Origin of the sequence: Thermospira aquatica (genome assembly GCF_023525255.1) — a bacterium.
GTDB classification, from domain to species: domain Bacteria; phylum Spirochaetota; class Brevinematia; order Brevinematales; family Thermospiraceae; genus Thermospira; species Thermospira aquatica.
On record NZ_CP073355.1, the window covers coordinates 1,203,298 to 1,224,943 of the forward strand.

The 21,646-nt window shown below is 44.4% G+C and carries 16 protein-coding genes and 5 tRNA genes; 10 read left to right on the plus strand and 11 right to left on the minus strand.

Translation table 11 applies throughout. The features are described 5' to 3' along the window. Positions 1-118: 118 nt before the first annotated feature. Positions 119-1,591: a Do family serine endopeptidase gene (locus KDW03_RS05710; protein WP_271436426.1), complete on the plus strand. Its 1,473-nt coding sequence runs from the start codon at positions 119-121 to the stop codon at positions 1,589-1,591. Positions 1,592-1,744: 153 nt separating this feature from the next. On the opposite strand, the gene KDW03_RS05715 is transcribed toward KDW03_RS05710, so the two are convergent. Further along, the gene (locus KDW03_RS05715; RefSeq protein WP_271436427.1) at positions 1,745-2,179 is read right to left on the minus strand and encodes a hypothetical protein; all 435 of its coding nucleotides are present in this window, start codon (positions 2,177-2,179) and stop codon (positions 1,745-1,747) included. 314 nt (positions 2,180-2,493) lie between these two features. Between KDW03_RS05715 and KDW03_RS05720 the strand changes: the two genes are divergently transcribed. The 7 genes from KDW03_RS05720 to KDW03_RS05750 all read left to right on the plus strand — a co-directional run bounded on the left by KDW03_RS05720 (position 2,494) and on the right by KDW03_RS05750 (position 8,049). Next, positions 2,494-2,988, plus strand: coding sequence for a hypothetical protein (locus KDW03_RS05720; RefSeq protein WP_271436428.1), 495 nt, complete (start codon positions 2,494-2,496; stop codon positions 2,986-2,988). Further along, the gene (locus KDW03_RS05725) at positions 2,985-4,409 is read left to right on the plus strand and encodes a hypothetical protein (protein ID WP_271436429.1); all 1,425 of its coding nucleotides are present in this window, start codon (positions 2,985-2,987) and stop codon (positions 4,407-4,409) included. The genes KDW03_RS05720 and KDW03_RS05725 overlap by 4 nt, the downstream gene beginning before the upstream one ends. Before the next feature lie 54 nt (positions 4,410-4,463). Further along, positions 4,464-4,534: transfer RNA gene (locus KDW03_RS05730), tRNA-Gln, on the plus strand. Between the two features lie 9 nt (positions 4,535-4,543). Next, positions 4,544-4,618, plus strand: a tRNA-Glu gene (locus tag KDW03_RS05735). 193 nt (positions 4,619-4,811) lie between these two features. Continuing rightward, a complete protein-coding gene (locus KDW03_RS05740) occupies positions 4,812-5,528 on the plus strand; it encodes a tetratricopeptide repeat protein (protein WP_271436430.1) in 717 nt (238 codons plus the stop codon). Beyond that, complete coding sequence (locus KDW03_RS05745; RefSeq protein ID WP_271436431.1) at positions 5,525-7,375, plus strand: hypothetical protein; 1,851 nt, start codon at positions 5,525-5,527, stop codon at positions 7,373-7,375. The genes KDW03_RS05740 and KDW03_RS05745 overlap by 4 nt, the downstream gene beginning before the upstream one ends. Continuing rightward, entirely contained in the window at positions 7,357-8,049 is a 693-nt protein-coding gene (locus tag KDW03_RS05750) for a hypothetical protein (protein ID WP_271436432.1), read from the plus strand. Before KDW03_RS05745 ends, KDW03_RS05750 begins: the two co-directional genes overlap by 19 nt. A 4-nt stretch (positions 8,050-8,053) precedes the next feature. Here KDW03_RS05750 and KDW03_RS05755 read toward each other — a convergent pair. The 8 genes from KDW03_RS05755 to recA all read right to left on the minus strand — a co-directional run bounded on the left by KDW03_RS05755 (position 8,054) and on the right by recA (position 14,911). After that, positions 8,054-8,128, minus strand: a tRNA-Val gene (locus tag KDW03_RS05755). A gap of 62 nt (positions 8,129-8,190) precedes the next feature. Then, on the minus strand, positions 8,191-8,946 hold the full coding sequence (locus tag KDW03_RS05760) for a zinc ribbon domain-containing protein (protein ID WP_271436433.1): 756 nt from the start codon (positions 8,944-8,946) through the stop codon (positions 8,191-8,193). Between the two features lie 26 nt (positions 8,947-8,972). Continuing rightward, positions 8,973-9,046 (minus strand) — tRNA-Ile (locus tag KDW03_RS05765). A 48-nt stretch (positions 9,047-9,094) separates the two neighbouring features. Then, the gene (locus tag KDW03_RS05770; RefSeq protein ID WP_271436434.1) at positions 9,095-10,855 is read right to left on the minus strand and encodes an NAD+ synthase; all 1,761 of its coding nucleotides are present in this window, start codon (positions 10,853-10,855) and stop codon (positions 9,095-9,097) included. A 3-nt stretch (positions 10,856-10,858) separates the two neighbouring features. After that, the gene (locus tag KDW03_RS05775) at positions 10,859-11,590 is read right to left on the minus strand and encodes a polysaccharide deacetylase family protein (RefSeq protein ID WP_271436435.1); all 732 of its coding nucleotides are present in this window, start codon (positions 11,588-11,590) and stop codon (positions 10,859-10,861) included. 10 nt (positions 11,591-11,600) lie between these two features. After that, on the minus strand, positions 11,601-12,827 hold the full coding sequence (argJ, locus tag KDW03_RS05780; protein ID WP_271436436.1) for a bifunctional glutamate N-acetyltransferase/amino-acid acetyltransferase ArgJ: 1,227 nt from the start codon (positions 12,825-12,827) through the stop codon (positions 11,601-11,603). Between the two features lie 3 nt (positions 12,828-12,830). Continuing rightward, positions 12,831-13,868: an N-acetyl-gamma-glutamyl-phosphate reductase gene (gene argC / locus KDW03_RS05785; RefSeq protein ID WP_271436437.1), complete on the minus strand. Its 1,038-nt coding sequence runs from the start codon at positions 13,866-13,868 to the stop codon at positions 12,831-12,833. Continuing rightward, positions 13,865-14,911, minus strand: a complete 1,047-nt coding sequence (gene recA / locus KDW03_RS05790; RefSeq protein ID WP_271436438.1) for a recombinase RecA — start codon at positions 14,909-14,911, stop codon at positions 13,865-13,867. Before recA ends, argC begins: the two co-directional genes overlap by 4 nt. A gap of 175 nt (positions 14,912-15,086) precedes the next feature. Between recA and KDW03_RS05795 the strand changes: the two genes are divergently transcribed. Next, positions 15,087-15,161 (plus strand) — tRNA-Pro (locus KDW03_RS05795). A gap of 321 nt (positions 15,162-15,482) precedes the next feature. Here the strand turns inward: KDW03_RS05795 and glmM are convergent. After that, on the minus strand, positions 15,483-16,847 hold the full coding sequence (gene glmM, locus KDW03_RS05800; protein ID WP_271436439.1) for a phosphoglucosamine mutase: 1,365 nt from the start codon (positions 16,845-16,847) through the stop codon (positions 15,483-15,485). Positions 16,848-16,850: 3 nt separating this feature from the next. Next, the gene (gene ileS, locus KDW03_RS05805; RefSeq protein WP_271436440.1) at positions 16,851-19,622 is read right to left on the minus strand and encodes an isoleucine--tRNA ligase; all 2,772 of its coding nucleotides are present in this window, start codon (positions 19,620-19,622) and stop codon (positions 16,851-16,853) included. 1,014 nt (positions 19,623-20,636) lie between these two features. Between ileS and KDW03_RS05810 the strand changes: the two genes are divergently transcribed. Further along, the gene (locus tag KDW03_RS05810; RefSeq protein WP_271436441.1) at positions 20,637-21,437 is read left to right on the plus strand and encodes an IS1595 family transposase; all 801 of its coding nucleotides are present in this window, start codon (positions 20,637-20,639) and stop codon (positions 21,435-21,437) included. Positions 21,438-21,646: the final 209 nt, after the last annotated feature.

The window sequence follows — 21,646 nt, forward strand, 5'->3', positions numbered from 1 at the left end:
GCGGTAAATAATGAAAAATAAAACAAAAAAAATTTTTTAAAATACTTGACTTTTCGAAGGAAAGTTTGTATACTATAGGTGTATTAGTTAAATAGAACACTAAAACGGAGGAACAGCTATGAAACACAAACACGCATCGTTTTCCTGGCGATGGCCATGGGTATTGTCAGCTCTGGTGATTGTCTTTGCCCTGGGGCTTTCTTGCAGTCATCTTTTTTCCCAGAGCATAAGCTACCAGAACAAAAATGACCTTGTGGAGAAGACCCCCAATCTTAGTAGTGTCCTTGCCCTTCAGGAGGTTTTACGAAACATTGCTCAGAGTGTTATGCCAGCGGTGGTAAGTATCACGGTAGAGGGAGAAGAGGTTATTCCCAATCCTTATGCGGACTTTTTTGATGATCCCTTTTTGAGACGATTCTTTGGTTTTGATGAGATGCCAAAAGAGTATCGGAGAAAACTCCAGGGAGCAGGCTCTGGGTTCATTGTAAGCAAGGACGGCTACATCTTTAGCAACTACCATGTGGTAAAAGGGGCAAACAAGATTGTGGTTATTCTTTCAGACAATCGTCAATTTCAGGCAAAGGTTGTAGGCTACGATGAAGAGCTTGATTTTGCTATTTTGAAAATCAACGCCAACAACCTCCCTGTCGTGGCAATAGGAGATTCTGATACGGTACAGGTAGGCGATTTTGCCATTGCTATTGGCAATCCCTTTGGGCTTTCGGGAACATATACCCTCGGCGTAGTGAGTGCCCTGGGAAGACAGGGTATGACGGGCTTCCAGCGTTTTATCCAGACAGATACAGCGGTGAACCCTGGTAACTCAGGGGGCCCTCTTATCAATATTCGTGGGCAGGTTATTGGTATCAATACAGCGATTCGATCTCAAACGGGGGCATATGAAGGGATTAGTTTTGCCATTCCTATCAATACAGCCCTTGCTTCAGCAGATCAGATTCTTACCAAAGGGCGTGTAGAACGGGGATACATGGGAGTGGTTCTCGGAGAGATAGATGAAACTACCCGTAAACTGTTGAAAATAGACGGGGGAGTTCTCATTGCTCGCGTGGAGAAAAACTCTGCTGCAGAAAAAGCTGGATTAAAGGCTCGAGATATTATCCTCAAGGTGAATGGAAAATCCGTTTCTAAACCCGAAGATGTTCAAATTATGATTGGAAGTCAAAAGCCTGGTGCTACGGTAACGCTCGAGATCCTGAGAGAAAACAAAAAACAGAATATTCAGGTAACCCTCGATAAACGTCCCACGACATCATCGGCGCAGAAAGAACCTTCTCAAGAGCAGCCTGGTCTGGCAACCGTAGAATTTCTGGGAGGTATTTTTGCAGAGGCTAACAAGAGTCAACTTGATGCCAATGGAGCGGAGTATGGTGTTATCCTTCAGGATGTCAAAGAGGACAGTGTGCTTACCCAGATCATGCGTCCCGGGGATATTGTGATGGCTATCAATAACCAGCCCATCAAAAATATTTCAGATTTCAGGGATTTTGTCAAACGATATGGAAACGAACGATCCTACCTTTTTGTGATAGCTTCACGTGGTTATGTGTACTATCGGGGCATAGAACGATAACCCCCTTTTTCTATAAAACCTCCTTACATGCCTTCCGGGATGCTCCCGGGGGCATGCCCTCCTTTCCCTGGTTCACCTCCGCCAGGGGTATAAAAAAAGATAACAGGCTGTCTTGTAAGGCAGCCTGTTATTTATTGTGTCTCTTTTTCAATTCTAGAGATTTTGAGAATTTTCGTAGGCTTCTTTATACTGAGGATTTTTTTCGAGAAAATCCTGAATCTTCTGGTAATGGTCAAAGCTATACTGATTATAGAGGTCTTCACTTAAACCAAGGCTCTGAAAAAATTCCTCTCTCTTGTTTTGAAGATAGAGATAAGCCTCTTCATCAGACACATCCTCGTTGGTATTGGTTTGCTCAGCAAGCCACTTTTTTTGTTCATAATTTAACAGGATAGTGATCTCCCAGAAGACCTGAGGAGAATTTAAGATGACCTTGTCACCCGGCCGAATTTTGATGAAATCGGGGATCTCTTGAACAGTTTCTTGCTTTGAAGAAACTTCCTCTGACTCTTTTGCTGAAGATTTCTTGGGAGAACAACCTACAAAAACAACAGCCAGGAGTGTCACAAAAAACACATACTTTTTCATAGAACCCTCCTTTATATTTTAAGTATAGCGAAAATGGGAGAAAAATGCAAGTTTTTATTTACCTTTTAATAGCAAATGGTTTAGCAAGCATGGGATATTTTCATGCCCAAAAGACAAAGAAGTATGTATAACTTTTTTGCAATGGCAGGGTATTTTTGATGAAAAATAACCAGACTCTTTGTTGGTAGGAGGCTTTTTCTCGTTTTTATTGAAAAAGAGTCCCTTTTTCACTTGATTTTTTTTTCAAAAATGGTTACATTATAATACAAAGAAAAATAAGCAGAGAATGTAACCGTGAATTCAGAGGAGGGAAGATGGTACAAAAGATATCGCGATCTACGTATGTGCCCATGCATTTTGAAAAAGTTATCGTAGATCCCCATCTCAATCGTTATACTCTCAGGCTTGTGTCTCAAGAAAAGGATAACAAAAGTGTGCTTCATATCCCTATTCAGGGGATGGCAGAGGAGATAATGGGGGCTCCTTTTCTACTCACCGATCCTTTATTGAGACGGATTTTTCGAGCTCTTCGTATACGGATAAAACATATTGAACTTTTTCAGGATGAGGGTGTCTGGAAGGGGAAGATTCTGCTTTCGTGGTGGTTGTGGCGGAAGTATATAGAAGTCCGTCCTTTAGATGTTGTACGTTTCTCTCTTGAGTTTCACAAACCTATTGAAGTTCCCCATGATATGATTCGGCCCTTAGCAGATGGTATGGCAACCCCAGAAAAAGAAGAGGCACATAAGAAACTTTTTCTCTTCCGGCAATCGAGACGGGGGGTTATCTCTCATGAGGAGATTATGTGAAACGGTTTGGAGTTGTTTTTCTCTTTTTGGGAGTGTTTTTTCAGGGTTTTGCCAGCAGTTCTCTTGAGCCGATTCTGGCGTCTGGAGAGCTTGTTATCGTTGTTCCTTCTCATGGCTATCTGGTGAATTCTTTGCGTTTTCTTTATAGCCATTTTTATGGGGCAAATTTTACTCAAAAGTGGGCAGAGTTGTCCGCGCAGAGTAAAGCCGGCTATGGGGTGGATGTTCTGGACCCCGGTAGTCTTGCTTCGATTGGTATTCAGACCAATGCCCCGATGGCTTTTGTTCACGTGGAGGCTGATAGGGGATATCTTGCTCTGCCTTTAGCCAATCAGAAAACATTTGAGGTTTATCTTAAAAAGAATTTACCTCAGACGGCCTTTCGTTTTGTCTCAAACTATGTGCTTCTTTCCCAGAATGAGGGAGTCTTTGCTGCTCTCTCAAACCGTCTTTTAAAAACGGATGCTTTTGTGATGTCTGAAGCAAAGCTTCCTGGTCTCTGGTCCAATGGGTGGATATGGTTTGAAAGTCGTTACCTGAGTTCTATCACTCGTGGAACGGGGGTTTCGGACAGGGTAAATCTTCCGTTGGGATTTGGTCTTGTAAACGTGATTTTTTCTCAAAAGAGTCTTCTTTTGAGAATGTACACTGCGGCTATAGATAAATCTCAACAGGAACTTCTTTATCAGCTTCAGCGTTTTGAGAATAACCCACGGTTTCAGGTGTTGGACTTTGTTCGGGGAAATCCTCTTTTGTTAGGGCAGGTTTCTCTCAACATCTCTCAGCTCTATCGGTATTACCGTGCTGTTGACAAGCTGGATATCCTGGGGATTGGACAAATGGTGGTCTCGCTCCGTCGCGATTATGGAGTAGACATGGAAAGAGATCTTATCCACAACAGTGAAGGAAGGCTGGTGCTCATCGTCGATCGTTATCAAAATAACCAGTTCCTGTACTACGGTTCAATTGGGATAAAGAACACAACTTTGGCAAAAAATCTGATGGAATCGCTCAAAAACATGGTCCTTCAGAAAGGAGACCAGTTGTATGCCTTTGAGGTTTTTACGATACCTTTTTACCACTACAAGATGACAAATAGCTCTTTTTATTTTGGTCTGGTTGACAATGAGTTTTTCTTTGCTTCTGATAAGGATTTACTTGTTCAGTGTATTAAAGATATTTACGAGAAAAAGTCAGGAAACCCACAACCGCCGTTTTTTATGAATCCGAAGCAACGGACAGGGATGCAGCTCAAAGTCGACGTTCAAACCTTGCTTGCAAGTTTTGCTCAGGATAGTGGTATTCGGCTTGCTCGAGAGTTTTTTGTAGGGATGGAGTCTATAGAAATGGAGAGCTATCCCGATACTACCACGCCTGCCTATGGGTGGAGTACCGAAGTAAGACTAAATTTTTACAAATAATGATAAAAACAGTTGACAAAAGAAGCAGGCTTGCCGTATAATATATACCCTTATTGGGGCGTTGTCTAATGGCAGGACGACAGACTCTGGATCTGTTTGTGAGGGTTCGAATCCTTCCGCCCCAGCAGCAAGATGGCCCTATCGTCTAGCCTGGTCTAGGACACCGCCCTCTCACGGCGGCGACTCGGGTTCAAATCCCGATAGGGCTAATATACCCTCTGTTTTACTCAAACAGAGGGTTTTTTTGTTTTTTCTTTATCCTTTCATACCTTTTTCTTTTTATTGCTTTCGATTACTTTCGTGTCATTTCTGGTATCAAACGAAAATTGTGACAAATGCCCATTGACATTTTTATCTCTTCTGACTATCCTATCGTCAGTAAAAATTTTTTGGAGGATTACCATGCGTTGGAAAATATTCTTTTTTCTCATGGTTTGCCAAGTTTGCCAGGTTTGGGCAAAAGAGAGTCTTTCATCGCAGGTACGAGAGCTTCTTAAGGTAAGTAACTATCAGGAGGCAAGAAGGCTTGTTCAAGAAAAAATTCAAAAACAGCCGGACATTGCCTCGCACTACATCCTCCTCTCCCAGATCTACCGGGAAGAAGGCAAATACTCCAATGCCTATTTTGTAGCTCTTCAAGCCTACAGGGATTTCCCCCAAAACCCCTGGGTGGCGAAAGAGCTTGCTGATGTTTATCGAGGGCTTGGTGTGTATCGAAAGGCTCTAGGGATTTATGAAAAGTTTCTTCCAGAGGTAGATGAAAAACAAAGGCCCTTGTGGTATTATGGGATGGGCGTGTGTTATTTTGAGATTGAGGATTATCCTGGCCTTCTCTTCTGGGGACTGTACTACCTCGGACGAACCTACCTCGCTCAGGCAAAATCTCCTCTGGCCCTATGGGCTTTTGAAAGGGCTGAACTTGAGCTTCGTTTTCAGCCAGATTGGGCAACCAATCTCCTCTACTATCAATGGGGTGTAGCTCTTATTGAATATGCACTTCAAGTTAAAACTACTAACCAGCAGGCAGCCAAACAGATGTTTGTCACTATGTTGAAAGACAAGCGTTTTACGGATAGGCGGGTAAGAGAACGGGTAGAATTCTGGGAGAAAAGGTTATGAGAGGTTTTCTTTTTTTCCTTTTGTTTCCCTGTTGGGGGATATCCCTTACGATAAGTGAGATTTTTTATGGAGGGGATCTTTTTATTCCCGATAGTGAACGTTACCTGGAGATTCTCAACGATGGAAGTGAACCCGTTGATATGAGCAAATTAACCGTTTTGGTGCCTCGTTCGGATACCTCTACTGTGGCTATTACCCTCAAGCAGGGGAATTTTATTCTCTTTGAAGGAGAAGCACACACTACCAATTGGATTCTGCTGCCGGGGAGAAGGGCCGTTATCCTCTCTGAAGATTACAATACTGGAGGGAGACTGCTCTCATGGGATACGAACACACTTCTTTTTAAACCTTCTTCCAAGACATCCTGGACGTATAGCTGGGCGAATCGACTTCACCTCTTTCGTTTGGTGTACAATGGAGAGGAAATCTCGCCTCCGCCAAACATACCCCTTTCCATTTCTGAAAAAGGAAAAGCTCTTGTCTGGAGAAATGGGAGCTGGCAAGAGGATTTTCCAAGACCAGGACAGGCAAAATCTGTTCGTATTCTTGCCCCTCGTGTGGTTTGTCTGGGGACTTCTGTACCGATTGTTATCGAAAGCGGTGAATCGGTTTCAGCGCTTTGTGTGAAACGATATCCCTCGGGACAGCAAGACATCTATCCACTTTCCGGGACGTCGCCCTATGTGGTGACTTTACCGGGGGCTTTTTCCCACGGGGAGACATGGATTCTTTCCTGCGGGGGTGTCTTTCACAAGATCCGTTTTCTGGATACAAATCTCTCTTCGCCGTATTCTGCCCATCTGATGATTAGTGAAATTCTCACCTCTCCCAAAAAGGATTACTCGGGAGGGGGGTGGACGGGATCCGATGGTGGAGGAACGGTGAATGAAAATGACGAGTGGATAGAAATTTTCAACAGGAGTTCTGAGAGTATACGTATTTCTAACTGGTACCTGGAGCATATTACCTCCCAGGGACGGGGGTACAGACGACTTCGTCTTCGGTATGATGGGAGTACAGGAGTGGTCTCTTCATCCGATGGTTTTCTCTCTCCAGAGAGTTTGGGCATTCTTTCGGTGGAGAATGGGCTTGCGAACAAGGCAACGATTATCCTCTACGACGATCATCCACTCTGGGGACGGAAGGTAGCGATGTTTTCCTATGAATTTAAGAATGTTTCCTCGTCCCTGGCTACCTATGAGGAATATTCCTTACAACGTGTTCCTCACAATGCCCCGGATCATATAGCTCGATGGGAGATTTTCCCCTCAACGTATGGTGCTATCAATGGTTCTGGACCGTATCTTGTAATGCAGTGGAATGAAAGCGATCCAAAAAGACTCGATATTTTTATGAGTGATCCTCAAATTCAAAGAGGGAAAGTTTTTCTTCAAGCAAGAAGTGAACTCGGGAAAGCCTTTGTTGAGTTTGGCGGCGAGGATGGATTTTTCTCTGGTTTTCTCAGGGTTGGCCGATCAGGGGAGGTTTGTGATCTTTTTGTGAAAAATGGAGGGAAAAATACCCTCATCTATACGAATGAATACGGGATTTTTTCCTGGGACTTTTTTTACCGGGAAGATGGATGGAATTTTCCTGAACAAGGGCAGACAGTAAAAGATTTTGTGATTTATCCCAATCCTGCTTTTCGTTCCTCAGAAATTTATCTCTCAAAAGTGATCTCAGGAGCGAAGATTATCATTTTTGATGAAAAAGGTAGGGTTCTTACCACTATGCAATCTCATGGGGAGGAATATCTTGTATGGAAGACACCAGAAAAACCAGGACTTTATTGCTTTCTTGTTTCCTATGGGGGAGTTTCTGTTTCTCGATGGCTTTTGGTCAGATAGGGTTTTTGGGGGGCATTTTGTCGGGGATATGGAGTGGAGGAGAGGCAAAAACCACTCTCGGGAAAAATACTGTTGCCTTCTGGACGTTGTATCGGGATGATTCTGTGTCTTTGTGGCTAAAAACAGGATACCAATGGATAGAGGGTTTTGTGAAGACAGAGGCACTGGATTACGGGTATCAGGATAAAAGGGATACCGGACCGGTAAAGTATGATTTTGAGAGTGAAATTGCCTTGAAGTTCTGGTCATCTACCGGGGCTGTTTGGTATAGGTTTTCGCAAATACACTATGACGAGGTTACCCTTCCCCAAAACGAATGGAATGTATCTTTTGTATTGCCTTTGTGGCTGTGGAAGACTCGTTTGAGGTGGGGAAGTGATGGGGCAATGATGGGATTTGGATATAACTTCTGGTGGGAACGTTGCTTTATAGACATCGCACTTTTGGGGTATCTGAATGATGGCCAGGAAGTCAGTTTCGATATCCAGATATGGAATCGCACGAGAGATCTTGGTTTTTTCTGGAAAGCTCTCCTCTATAGAAGCTTTCAAGACCAGGAACTTGGGAGAATTGGATTTTTTAAACAATTAGGAACAAAATTTGTAAGTTTTGAGGCAGGTTACAGTGAGTGGGATGCGGGGATGGTTTGCATACGAGGTGGATGGAAGTGGTAAAAAATGGGCGCTATAGGATTCGAACCTATGACCCCCTGCTTGTAAGGCAGGTGCTCTGAACCATCTGAGCTAAGCGCCCAACATAGGAGATATAGTATAACATATTTTTGAAAAAAAGTCAACCCCTACGAGGGTTTTGTTTTAGTCCAGCCATTGGGGATAATAAAGGAAACGGAAACAATGGGGGCACTGCTGGAGTTCAATCTCTTCCTCGGGAAGATTTGGTCCAATCTCTCCCTGGATAACGGTAGGAAGTATAGTATAACATCCCGAACATGTATCACCATCGAGCACGGAAACAATTGCCTGTCCTTTTGTTTTCCGAAGCAAGAGGATAAAGTATTCAATCACAGAGACATCGAATTCAGAGGCAATATTTTTTTGTGTTTCGAGGATATACGTGAGCTCATCCTTGTGTTTGGCTTCAATAGCCGCAATTGTTTCACGAAGGGCTTTGATTTTTGCATCGTTTTCCAGCATTTTGGCGTTTACCTGATTGAGCTCTTCCATCGTATCGGTTTGTTTATGTGTCTCATAATCAATCTGGTGGATGATCATGTTGAGATCTTGCTGGAGGGTTTCCATTTCTTTTTCCCAGGTTTTGATCTGGCGGGTAATTTTGACCTTGTCTTTGTTTTCATCAAGCTCTTTGAGTCTTTGCTCGAGTTGAAGTTTTTTCTGCTGTTCCTCTTCCAGCTTTTTTTGGGTTGCATAAATGATCATTTCAAGATCATTTTTTCTCGCAACCAGGGTAGCGTTATCAGCGAGGAGTTTATCCATCTTTTTTTCTTCATCTTGATACTTTTTGCGTATCTCCTGTTCACGATTGTAGAGGTTTTGATACTCTACAAGCTTTTTTATCTTATCAAGGCGAATACCGGTCCCGAATGAAATCATGGATTTCCTCCTTTGTGATAGGAAAATGGGCCCACCTGGGCTCGAACCAGGGACCCACTGATTATGAGTCAGTTGCTCTAACCGACTGAGCTATGGGCCCATTGCCTGTTTCCAGGAAATAGTATTATAAGGAAAAATTGTTTATTTGTCAACTTTTCTTGTCTGGTGGTGTGGGTTGAAAACGGTTGGTAATAGGCATGCGTCTATCTTTTCCAAATGCGCGAACGCTCACCTTGATCCCTGGAGGTGCCTGTCTTCGTTTGTATTCACTGGTATCGATGAGTCGTATAACCCTCTTGACGATTTCTGGTGACGGGGAGAGGTGACAGAGATCCTCGAACGAGAGATCTTCTTCCACGTACCCTTGAATTAATCTGTCAAGAATCTCATAAGGGGGAAGAGTGTCGGTATCTTTTTGATCGGGGCGAAGCTCAGCTGTAGGTGGCCGTTCAAGAATTCTTTGGGGGATGACAGGAGTGATACTATTTCTATAATGAGCAAGGGCATATACTTCGGTTTTGAGAACATCTTTGATGACCGCAAAACCACCTGCCATATCCCCATAGAGGGTGGCATAGCCGGTGCTCATTTCACTTTTATTGCCTGTGGTGAGGACTAGGTACCCAAATTTATTTGAGAGGGCCATGACAATATTTCCCCGGATCCGGGATTGGAGATTTTCTTCAGCAATACCAAAAGGAGTGTTATGGAAAAATGGTTGGAGTTCTTCCAGATATTTCCCAAACAGACCTTCGATAGAAAGTTCTTTGAGGTCAATACCCAGGTTTTTAGCAAGAAGAAAGCTATCTTCACGGCTGATATCTGCCGAAAAACGGGTAGGCAAAAATATTCCATGCACTCTGTGTTCTCCTAGGGCGTCGGTAGCAATAGTGGCGACAAGAGCAGAATCAATCCCACCGCTGATACCAACGATCACTTCTTTGAAACCGTTTTTCTCTACGTAATCTCGGGTTCCCACAACCAGAGCCTTATACAAAAGAGCAATCGAATCCATCTGGGGTTCAATGACTCCAAAGGCAGGTTTTTTTTGAGAAGGGGAGAGTTCTATGGTTTTTTTGTGTAATGTCCATGGGAGAGGAATCTCCTGAAAGTAGAGTTTTTGTTGGCGGCGCCGGGCATCTTTGAGACGGTTCTGGAGGACACTAACAAAAGAAACATCAACACATTGGTAGTCCTCTTCAAAGGCTTTGAGTCTTGCAACAATGTTGCCTTTTGGACCAATGATACAGGAATGCCCGTCGAAGACCAGTTCATCCTGTCCTCCCACAGCGTTTACCATCACGACCATTGTGTTTTCGTCTGAGGCGCGGGTAGTAAGCATACGCTCTCTCTGGGAGGGTTTCTCTTTGTGAAAGGGAGAGGCACTGAGATTGAATACTACCTGGACGTCTTCTATAAGCGAGCTGAAGTGCATTGGGCCATCGGGATACCATATATCTTCACAGATGCTTATGGCTGTCTTGATCCCGTTGATGGTACAAACGGAGAGGTGTTTTCCCTCGTTGAAGTAACGCTTTTCGTCAAAAACACCATAATTGGGGAGAAAGATCTTGTGGTAAATGTCGATAATTTCTCCGTTGGCAATGAGAGCAGCGGCGTTGTAGATACCGCTTTCATCCTGGTCGATAAATCCAACTATAAGGGCGGTAGGAATTTTTTGTGAGGACTCAACAAGCCTATTGAGTGCCGCAAGATTTGCTTGTAAAAATTCTGTTTTGTAGAGGAGGTCTTCGGGGGGATATCCCGGGAGGCATAACTCAGGAAAAACAGCGATATGAGCACCGTCATGGGAAGCATTTTTCCAGAAAGAGAGAATCTTTTCTGTGTTGTTGTGAATATCCCCAACGGTAGGATTTACCTGGCAGAGGGCAATCCGAAGAGATGACATTTTTTACTCCTTTAAGGCAATATGATTGGTATTGGTGAGCAACTTCGCGAGATGATTCCACATCGAGGGTGTCATAAGATAGCGGGGAATGCGGTAGGGATCAGAGGGAGGCCAAAGAGCAGGTTTTCTCACGATGGTAAAGGCATAGCGATACCCCTCTTGACGAAGGGGTTCAATCGTTAGAGGACTATAAACACCGAATGGAAAACCAAATAATATTATATTTTCGCTTGTTTTCTTTTCCAATACTTGTTTGCTATAACGGATCTCCCGGTAAAAAGCTTTTCTATCGTTTTCATAGAGTTGTTGATTGATAAAGAGATGATTGTAACCATGGGCGCCAATGGTCCATCCCTTGGCTTTCATACGATCAAGATCCTCCCATGTAAGGGCATAAGGTACTTTCCCGATAATCGCGGGATAAATAAAGAGAATAGGTTTGATTCCCATCTCATCAAGGAGGGCTTCGATAGTACGAACAGATGTGTTTCCATCATCGATGGTGATGAGGATGTTTTTCGTTCCTGTGAGAGTATTGTTTGTGACATCTTGCCAGGAGACAAAACGGTACCACGCTTTTTGAATGGTCAGTATGTGGTTAGAAAATGTGTCTGGAGAAAAATTATATGGGCTCTGAAGGTGTGGAGAAAAGGTGTGATAACAAAGGATAAGAAGACTACATTCCTCTGCGTGCAGGAGCCCCATGAGGGAAAGGAACCACATATATTTTTGCATAAACCTTTTCCTAGGAAATATAGTGAGAGTTGATTTTTACATAGTCATGGGAAAGATCGCACGTCCAGAGGAAATAGTCTTTGTGTCCTATGGCAAGATCGATTTCAATAGTCAGTTCATTCTCTCTCATGAGGACGTCTGCCTGGCCTATGCCTGTTTTTTGTGGTTCTCCACGCGAGAAGATCTCTACACCGTTTAGTTTCACGACGACACGGTCAAGTTCAAACTTTGCTCCGGAATACCCCATTGCAGCGAGAATACGCCCCCAGTTCGGGTTTTGGCCAAAGATGGCGGTTTTTACAAGATAGGAATCAGCGATGCTTCTGGCTATTTTCTCTGCGTCAGTGGAAGTAAGGGCATTTTTGATGTCAATCTTGACGAGTTTCGTTGCTCCTTCACCGTCTTTTACTATCATTTTGGCAATTTCCTGACAGACAAAGATCAGTGCTTCTTTGAAACGAGAAAAAGCCTCTCCTTCTTGGGTGATAGAAGGGTTTTCAGCGAGACCATTGGCGAGTAAAAAGACGCTATCATTGGTGCTGGTATCATTGTCAACAGAAATACGGTTAAAGGAAAGAGAAAGAGCTTCATCAAGGGCAAGTTCTAACATTTCATGGGAAATGGCGGCATCCGTGGTGATGTAGACCAGCATGGTGGCATGAGGAATTTTGAGATTGGGTTTGATCATCCCTGCTCCTTTGGCGGTTATTCCTATCCGAACAGGAACACCCTCAATATCAAATTCGCATGCAAGGGTTTTTTGTTTGGTGTCTGTTGTCATAATGGCAGTAGCATAACTGCGGATATCATTGTCTGTTTTGATGGTATTACAGATACGTTGAATACCATAGCGGATCTTTTCCATATCGAGTTTTCTTCCGATGACACCAGTAGAGGCTACCATCACTGAGCCCGCCGGAATATCCAGAAATTTTTCCGTCATTTCTGCCATTTCACGGGCATTTTGGATACCTTCTTCACCTGTGACACAGTTGGCATTGCCACTGTTGGTAATGATGGCCTGTATTTTGTTGTCAAGTCTTTCCATATTGATCAGAATAGGGGCGGCTTTGACCCTGTTTTGCGTGAAAGCGCATACTGTTTCGCAGGGGATACTGCTATAAAGGAGAGCGATGTCCTTGTAGCCACCCTCTTTGAGACCACAGGAAACTCCAGTAGCCCTGAACCCTTTTGGTGAATTGATGCCACCGTTTTCAAGAATACGAAAATTTTCCATAATTTATACCCCTTTTTGAGTTATGAGTCCTAAGGTATCGGGTAGTCCTACCATCAAATTCGCGTTCTGGATTGCCTGTCCTGAAGCACCTTTAACAAGGTTATCTATACTGCTTAAGATGATGCCCATCTTTTGGGAAGGAAGGTAGGTGAAGCTCATGTGGATTTCGTTGGTATTTTGTACCCATTTGATTTGAGGGGCTTTTCCTCTGAAAATACGTACAAACGGGCTGTCTTTGTAGGTTTTTGTCCAGAGATCATAGATATCTTGTGTTGGATCGGTATCAAAAGGCACATAAATCGTACTCAACATGCCTCTATCTATAGGCATAATATGAGGGGTAAAGATCAGGGAAACAGGTGAAAAATTGGTCGCCTCTAACTCCTGCACAATCTCAGGGTGATGTCGATGGTTGCCCACACTGTAAGCATAGAAATTTTCGTTCATTTCAGAAAAAAGGCCTGGAATGTCTGTTTTTCTTCCCCTGCCTGAAAATCCAGACTTGGAGTCTGCGATGATGGTGCTGTTTTGTATAAGCCCTGCTTTGAAAAGTGGAATCAGGGGCAGAAGAATACTTGTCGGGTAGCATCCTGGATTGGCTACAAGGCGGGCCTGGCAAATGCTTTCCCGAGAAAGTTCTGGAAGACCATACACAGCCTCCTGGGTGAGGGGAAATGACGGATGGGTAAACCCATAGGCTTTTTCAAAAACCTGTTGATTTTTGATTCTGTAGGCTGCGCTGAGATCGACTACTTTAATACCCGCGGCAAGAAATTGAGGGGTAACTTTGGCGGAAGCCTCATGAGGCAGGGCAAGAAAAACAAGGTCTATATCCGTACGTTGGGTGGCATCGTCGAGGGTGATGTAGACCATATCCGTATAGGCAAAAAGATAGGGTTCACAGGATCCAATGGTTTTTCCAGCCTGGCTTTCAGAGGTGACAAAAACCACCTCAAAGGCAGGATGACGTGTAAGCCATTTGAGAAGCTCAATGCCAGTATATCCACTTCCTCCACAGATACCTATACGATAGGTTTTCATGCCTCGGTATTCTCCTCTTCGTCGTCACTTCCAAAGTCTATCTGGGGTGATTCAGCAAGATGCTTTCGTACACTTTCTTCGATCTTTTGAAATATTTCTGGTTTACTTTCTACAAGGGAGATGAGGTTTTCTCTTCCCTGGGCCACACGTTCACCATTCACCGAGTACCATGTGCCATGACGCTCGATAACACCACAGGCGAGTCCTGCATCGACAAGACATCCTGCTTTTGATATTCCCTTGCCAAATATGATGTCAAATTCTGCTGAACGGAAGGGGGCGGCAAGTTTATTTTTGACCACTTTGACTTTAATACGGTTGCCGTAGTTTTCTTCACCCTTTTTGAGGGTGTCTTTTTTTCGTATTTCCATACGGATAGACGAGTAAAACTTCAGAGCAAGACCACCCGTCGTGGTTTCAGGGTTTCCGTACGTGCCTATCTTCATACGGATCTGGTTGATAAAGATGAGTGCTGTTTTGGTTTTGTTGAGGATGGCGGTGAGTTTTCTGAGGGCCTGGCTCATGAGACGGGCCTGCATCCCCATAACAGCATCTCCCATGTCACCATCAATCTCTGCCCGTGGCACAAGAGCCGCTACAGAGTCCACAACAATCAGGTCGATGGCGTTACTTCTGATGAGGCTCTCGACAATCTCAAGGGCTTGCTCTCCGGTGTCTGGCTGGGAGATGTAGAGATTATCTATATCGACACCGAGGCTTTTGGCATAGAAGGGATCAAGGGCATGTTCTGCGTCGATGAAGGCACAAATCCCCCCACGTTTCTGACATTCTGCAATGATGGAGAGGGTAAGGGTGGTTTTTCCCGAGGATTCTGGACCGTAGATTTCGGTTACTCTTCCAACGGGGATACCTCCAATCCCTAAAGCCAGGTCAAGGGTTAACGCCCCAGTAGGAATGACGGGGATGTCGTTTGTTTTACCCCGTTCTCCGAGACGCATAATGGCACCCTTGCCAAACTGTTTTTCTATCTGGGAGATTGCAATCTGCAATGCCCTTTCACGTTCTGCATTGGTCTCCGCCATAGCGTATCCTCTCTTTTTCTGTGTTGATAAGAAAAATTATAAAGAAAGAAAAGAAAAAAAACAACTCTTTTATTATAAAGAGGGAAAGTAAAATGCTTGTTGATAAAAAGTTTCTCTCAAAACTTTCCAAAAATGAAAAAATATGTTATAATATACAGTGTCACGTGTATCATGACGGGCCGTAGCGCAGTTTGGCTAGCGCGCTTGGTTCGGGTCCAAGAAGTCGGGGGTTCAAATCCCCCAGGCCCGATATTCCCCTCTTTTGCGAGAAGAGGGGTTTTTTGTTTTTAGGGGAAAGAGTCTTGTTGGGTTGGTCTGTGAGATACAGGTTTGAGGGGACAAGGAGTTCATCGCAGGATAGGAATTTTTTTGTTGGTAAACAACAAAGAATCCGGAAATGATCAAGAAAGGGGTGTTTTAATGGGGGGAAAGATTGCTATTACCATGTTTCAGCAAAAAGAGAATGAAAAGTCTTTTTGGGGGATGATAAAACTGAAAAATGGTAAGAGCTTTTTCTTGTTTGCCAAGAACGATAAAGATAGAAGCTTCCTTTGAAAAGAAGATAGCGCTCTCACAGCTTCTCTAAGAGAATGCGAATCTCCTCGATTACTGAAGTAAGCCATGCTTTGTCGGTAGACTCTCCGATAAGTCGCATGATGGGTTCTGTGTTGGATGGGCGGATGTGTACCCAGAGACGGTCTTTTCCACGAGAGAGATCCATTCTCACGCCGTCAGTGCTGTTGAGGGTGGCATCAGGGTAGTGTTTGGCAAGTTTTTTTGCAAGTGTGGGAATGTCGGCTATTTTTGAGAACTTTTCTTTTATGGAGAAAAGTTGAGGGAAATCAGACACCAATTCTGAAAGTGACTTGCCTGAGAGTGCCATAGCCTCAAGGATGAGACTTATACCCACGAGGCTATCTCGTCCAAGATTCATGGTGGGATAAATCACGCCACCGTTTCCTTCTCCTCCAATGCGGGCATGATATTTTTTGATCCCCTCGACAACGTTTGCTTCCCCTACCTTGGTGTAATAGCAGGGTTGGTTGTACGTTTTCGCAAACATCTCGCTAAGAAGAGAAGTAGAAAGATTAACCACCACAGGTCCGGGGTTTTGTGAAAGAACATGGCGAACAGCAAGTGCCAGCGTCCATTCTTCGCTGAGGATTCTCCCTCTGGCATCAACAACAACAAGTCTGTCAGCATCAGGGTCCTGAGCAAATCCTATGTCAGCCTTTTCTTTCTGGATAATTTCAGAAAGATGAGACAGATTGGCAGGCGTAGGTTCTGCGACACGGTGGAAGTTTCCTGTCACTTCGGTGTTGATCCCAATGACGTGGCAGCCGAGGGCTTTTAAGAGCTGGATGGTGATAGGTCCGCCGGCACTATTCACGGGATCGAGAACAACAGTAAAATGACGACTCTGGATGGCTCTGGTATCTATGTGGGAGAGAATACGATCGATATGTGCCTGAGCGATCTCAGTGGTGAGGGTGGTAGTACCAATCTCATCCCACTTTGCGTGAAAAGAGGGTGAGGGGAGAGAATCAAGAATTTCAGAAAGATCGTTTTCTGTGGTAAATGTTCCCCCATGAACGACAAACTTGAGAGCGTTCCATTCAATGGGATTATGGGAGGCGGTGACAATGACGCCGCCGTCAAGGTTCCACTCCCGTACGCCAAAAAGAACTGTTGGAGTAGGAACAAGTCCTGCGTCAATAACGTCAATCCCCAGACTATTGAGAATGGCGCTCACGTAGGAAACGATCATGGGACCGGTTTTTCTCCCGTCCCGTCCAATGAGGACCCGGGGGCGCTGTGAAGTTGCCCTTTTTCGTATGAACAGGCCAAAAGCTCGTGTGTATTTTAAGAGTTCCTCAAGGGTGAGACTCTCTCCCCAGATTCCTCGAATGCCGGAAACACTTACCTTGAGTGACATGGTCTAACCCTGCATTTTGGATACAATCGGGGCACAACGTTCGCAGAGATCGGGGTAGTCGGAAAATTCTCCAACGTGAACAGAGTAGTTCCAGCAACGGGCACACTTCTGTCCGTCTGCTTTTTCTGCTTTTACTTTGACATTGTCGTCTTCGGCATCGGCCTGGTTGACAGAGGTAATCTCTACCTGAGACACGATAAAGAAGAAACGAATGTCTTTTTCGTATTTCTCAAGCAGACCCCGGGTATAAGGATTCTTTGGTTCGAGGAGGATCTTGGTCTCAAGGGAGCCCCCAAGATCTGTTTCTCGACTTCTCAGGGCTTCAATAGCTTTGAGAACACTTTCTCTTATAGCTTTGAGAGCATCAAAGTCTTTTGCAAGATCATCGTTTCGCCATTCTTGAGGAATCTCTGGCCAATCCTGAAGGAGGACACTGTCCCCTTCGCTTTTGGCAAAGTAGGTCTGATAAACCTCTTCCATAGTAAAAGAAAGAATCGGTGCAAACAGGATAGTAAGGACTCGCAGGATTTCATAGAGAACGGTTTGGGCAGAAAGTCTCTCATAGCTCTCTTTTTCGTAGATATAGAGCCTATCTTTGAGTATATCGAGATAAAAAGCGCTCAGATCAACGGCACAGAAATTGTACAGTTCCCTGAATCCTCGGTAGAATTCGTATTGATCAAAAAAGCGTGTAACCCTGTCTGCAAGGTTGGCCAGTTCAGAGAGCATGTAGGCATCGACAGGTTTGAGTTTGGAGACGGGAAGTTTTTTGTCCGTGGAAAAGCCATCGAGATTGCCCATGATGAAGCGGAAGGTGTTTCGGACCTTGCGGTAGCTGTCGGCAGCCTTTTGAATAAGCTGGGAACCGATTCGCAGATCCCCACGGTAGTCTTCGGTAACGACCCACAGGCGAAGCACGTCTGCCCCAAACTTCTCATATATTTCTCGGGGGGAGACAGCGTTTCCCAGGCTTTTGTGCATCTGGCGTCCCTGTTCATCAAGTACCCATCCATGGGTGATGATGGCTTTGAATGGGGCTTTGTCTTTTACGGCGACGGATGGCCAGAGAGAGGCCTGGAACCAACCACGGTACTGGTCATTGCCTTCGAGGTAGACGTCCGCCGGAGAATGAAGCTGAGGATGTTTATCAAGAACAGCAATATTGCTTACACCAGAGTCAAACCATACATCGAGAATGTCGGTTTCCTTGCGGAAGGTTTTGCCACCACAGTTGTGGCAAACAGTTCCAGTAGGGAGAAGCTCGGCGGCATCTCGATCAAACCAGACATCGATACCGTGTTCGTGGATGAGACCAATGATGTGGTCGATGGTTTTCTTGTCAAGATGAGGCTCGTTACAGTATTCACAGTAAAAGGCAGGAATGGGTACTCCCCAGTGTCTCTGACGGGAAAGACACCAGTCTGGTCTGTCTTTGAGCATGTTTTCTATACGTGTTTGTCCCCATGCGGGTATCCACTGGATATGGGGTAGGGTTTCGAGTGCCTTTTTGGCAAGTTGTGGGTCGGAAACCTTGAAAAACCACTGTGGTTTCGAACGGAAGATAATGGGTTTTTTACAGCGCCAGCAGTGGGGATAACTGTGTTCGATGTCTGTGCGTGCGTAGAGTCTGTTTTTCTCCTCAAGGAATTGTATGATTTTTTCGTTGGCATCAAAGACGTTCATTCCTTGAAACTCGGGGACTTCGGGGGTGAATTCTCCTTTGTCGTTGACGGGAGAAAGCATTTCCAGGCCTGTTTCCTTGCCGATGAGATAGTCTTCCATACCATGACCGGGCGCTGTATGAACAATCCCTGTACCGGTGTCCATCGTAACATGTTCTCCAAAAACGACACGAGACTCTCGATCAATCCAGGGATGCATCACCTTAAGACTTTCGAGTTCTTTTTGTGTGAGGATGTGGATGTTGCCGATCTTTGCTTCGATTACAGAAGCTACGGAGGGGAGGAGTTTTTCTGCTACGATGAGATATTCTCCGTTGATCTCAGCGGCCACATAGGCTTCTTCAGGATGAAAAGAGAGACCGGTATTGGCTGGCAGGGTCCAGGGGGTTGTGGTCCATATAAGAACAAAGAGAGGTTTTTCTTGAAGAGCACTCACATTATGCTTTATGACAGGGAATTTTACGTAAATAGAAGGAGAGTGGTGATCATGATACTCGATCTCGGCTTCGGCAAGTGAGGTGCAGCAGTGAAGACACCAGTGAACAGGACGGAGGCCTCGATAGATGAGACCTTTCTCGACAATTCGACCAAAAGCCTCTACAATTGCTGCCTCGTATTCGTGTGACATGGTGAGATAGGGGTTTTCCCAATCTCCGATACAACCGAGACGACGGAAACCATCTCTCTGGATGGTGATGTATTTTTCAGCATACTTGCGACATTCTGCCCGGAGTTTTTTTACAGGAATTTCGCTGGCTTTTCCACCGAGTTGTTCGACTACTTTGAGTTCGATGGGAAGTCCATGACAATCCCAGCCGGGAATAAAAGGAGTCTTGTGCCCTCGGAAAAACTTATATTTGACGATCATGTCTTTGAGGATTTTGTTGAGAGCGGTACCAAGGTGAATTTCACCATTGGCATAGGGAGGACCATCGTGAAGAATAAATGTGGGAGCCTTGGCTCTTTTTTCGAGCTGTTTGAAGTAGATGCGGTTTTTCTCCCACATTTCGATGATTTTTGGTTCTTTTTCGACGAGGTTTGCCTTCATCGAAAATGGTGTGTTGGGGAGGTTCACGGTTTTGCTATAGTCCATGATGGGCTCCTTTGTGAAATAAAAATTTTTCTTTTATTATAAGGAGAAAGGGGAAAGAAATGCAAAAAAGCTAGAGGGTTATAAAGAAAGAGATTATTGGTGTTTTATGGTTCAGGCAGGAGAGGGCTTAGCTATGACGATATCACAGTGTGGTGGGGATTTTTTTGTTAGGGGGAGCTTGCTCTTCCTTTGTTGCAGTGGAAAGCAAAAGAAAGCTCACCAGCTCTTACCCTGTTGCAGTTAAAAACCACCAGTGTGATGGCTATTCCCTTATCGCAGTTAAAAAGACTGCCATGCTCTTCCCTTGTTACAGTGTGTCTGTCATGCGGGCTATTCCCTTATTGCAGTGTAAGAGGAAGAAAAGTTTTTTGCTCTTACCATATCACAGTGAGGGGGAAACTTCTAAGCTCTTCCCTTATTGCAGTATGGGCTATGAGAGAAAGGCTATTACCTTATCGCAGTAAGAAAACTTGCTATTACCTTGTTACAGTGAACGCGAAAAATTCCCCTGCTCTTCCTTTCTTGTAGGAGAAAAAGTTGCCGGTTGTCAAGGAAAGAAATGTCTCGAGACGAGGGGGATGGTCACCTCGATACGTTCCTGGGGAACTACTCGGCGACCGGGCTTCGGTACGCTTCGCTACTCAGCAACCGCTTCGATACGCTCCTTCGGAGCTACTCAGTGACAGAAAAACCCTCGGCTATTACCCTATCGCAGTAAAAAATTTTCCCCTGCTATTACCTTACCGCAGTGAAGGTGAAAACCAAAAACTCTTCCTTTATCACAGAAAAAAGTTGCTATTACCTTTTTACAGGATGGAGGCAATTCCAGCTATTACCTTATCACAGTCTAAGGTTAAGGGATCATACACTGCAACAAGGTAAGAGCATTTTTCTCAACCCCCAAAATCTCCCCATCGATCTTACTTTTAAAATATATAAAACATCTTTTTTAACAACTATAACAAAAAATTTTCGATATATATAGTATGAAAAAATTTCTCTAAGGAGAAAACCATGGAAAAAGATTTTTTCACCCTCTCAGAAAACGAATCTTACCAAATCCTCGAAAAAGCCCTCTGGCCAGAAGGGGCGATTTGTCCCCACTGTAAGGCAAAAGCACGCCTTCTCTCGTGCCGGCTGGTGTATCAGTGCCCCAAGTGTGGAAGGCAATTTTCCTTAAAAAGCCAGTCCATCATGCGAAAAAGTCACCTCTCGCCAAAGGTTTGGCTTATCGCCATCTTTCTTGTCTCTCAAGATGGTGGCATAAACGCCGTGAAACTTTCCCAACTTCTTCATATTAGCTACAAGGCAAGCTGGCTTCTTCTTCAAAAGCTACGAAGCCTCATGCGGCTTACTAACCGTCACCACACAAAATCCATACGAAAACTTGTCAAAACCTTTTTCTTTCTCTCGGGTATCAAACGCCGCCAGCGAAAAAATTTCTCCCCGATGCAGGTTGTCGAAATTGATGCAGATGATATCCCTTCTAAACTTCACATTCACCTTGTGGATGATGTGAGTAGCGATTGGCTTTCAGACTTTTTTGGCAAGTTTTTCCGCCACACCTCGGTGGAAAAAAGAACGCCGTGGCTTTCCCACATTAACGATGGGTTGAAAAACCTTCTTGAAGACGTCTATCACTATGGTTGTCGAAAGCACATGCAGCGCTATCTTGATGAATTCTGTTTTCGGTTTAACATCGAGGGGGTTTCTTCCAGGCTTGAAGAGCTTTTAAGAAGGCTTGGCAAACGTCGTCAGCTCCTCCCGTGGAAAAAGCTTATTGCTGAAGGGCTTATTCTCCCCATCCACGCGTAGGTTCTGGTTTTTTCTTTCTCACAACGTTTCCTGAGTCTGTCAAATGAGAATGGAAGGTTTTTGTTTTACTTTTTTCTTTCTGGATTTTTTTTATCCTTTTGAAAGAAAAAGAGAGGAGAAACTCGAAAATTCATGGTGAAAACGTTTTTTCGTGAGGGGAAAGAAGAAAAAACATGTGCTATTACCTTGTTGCAGTTTTTAGCACCTTA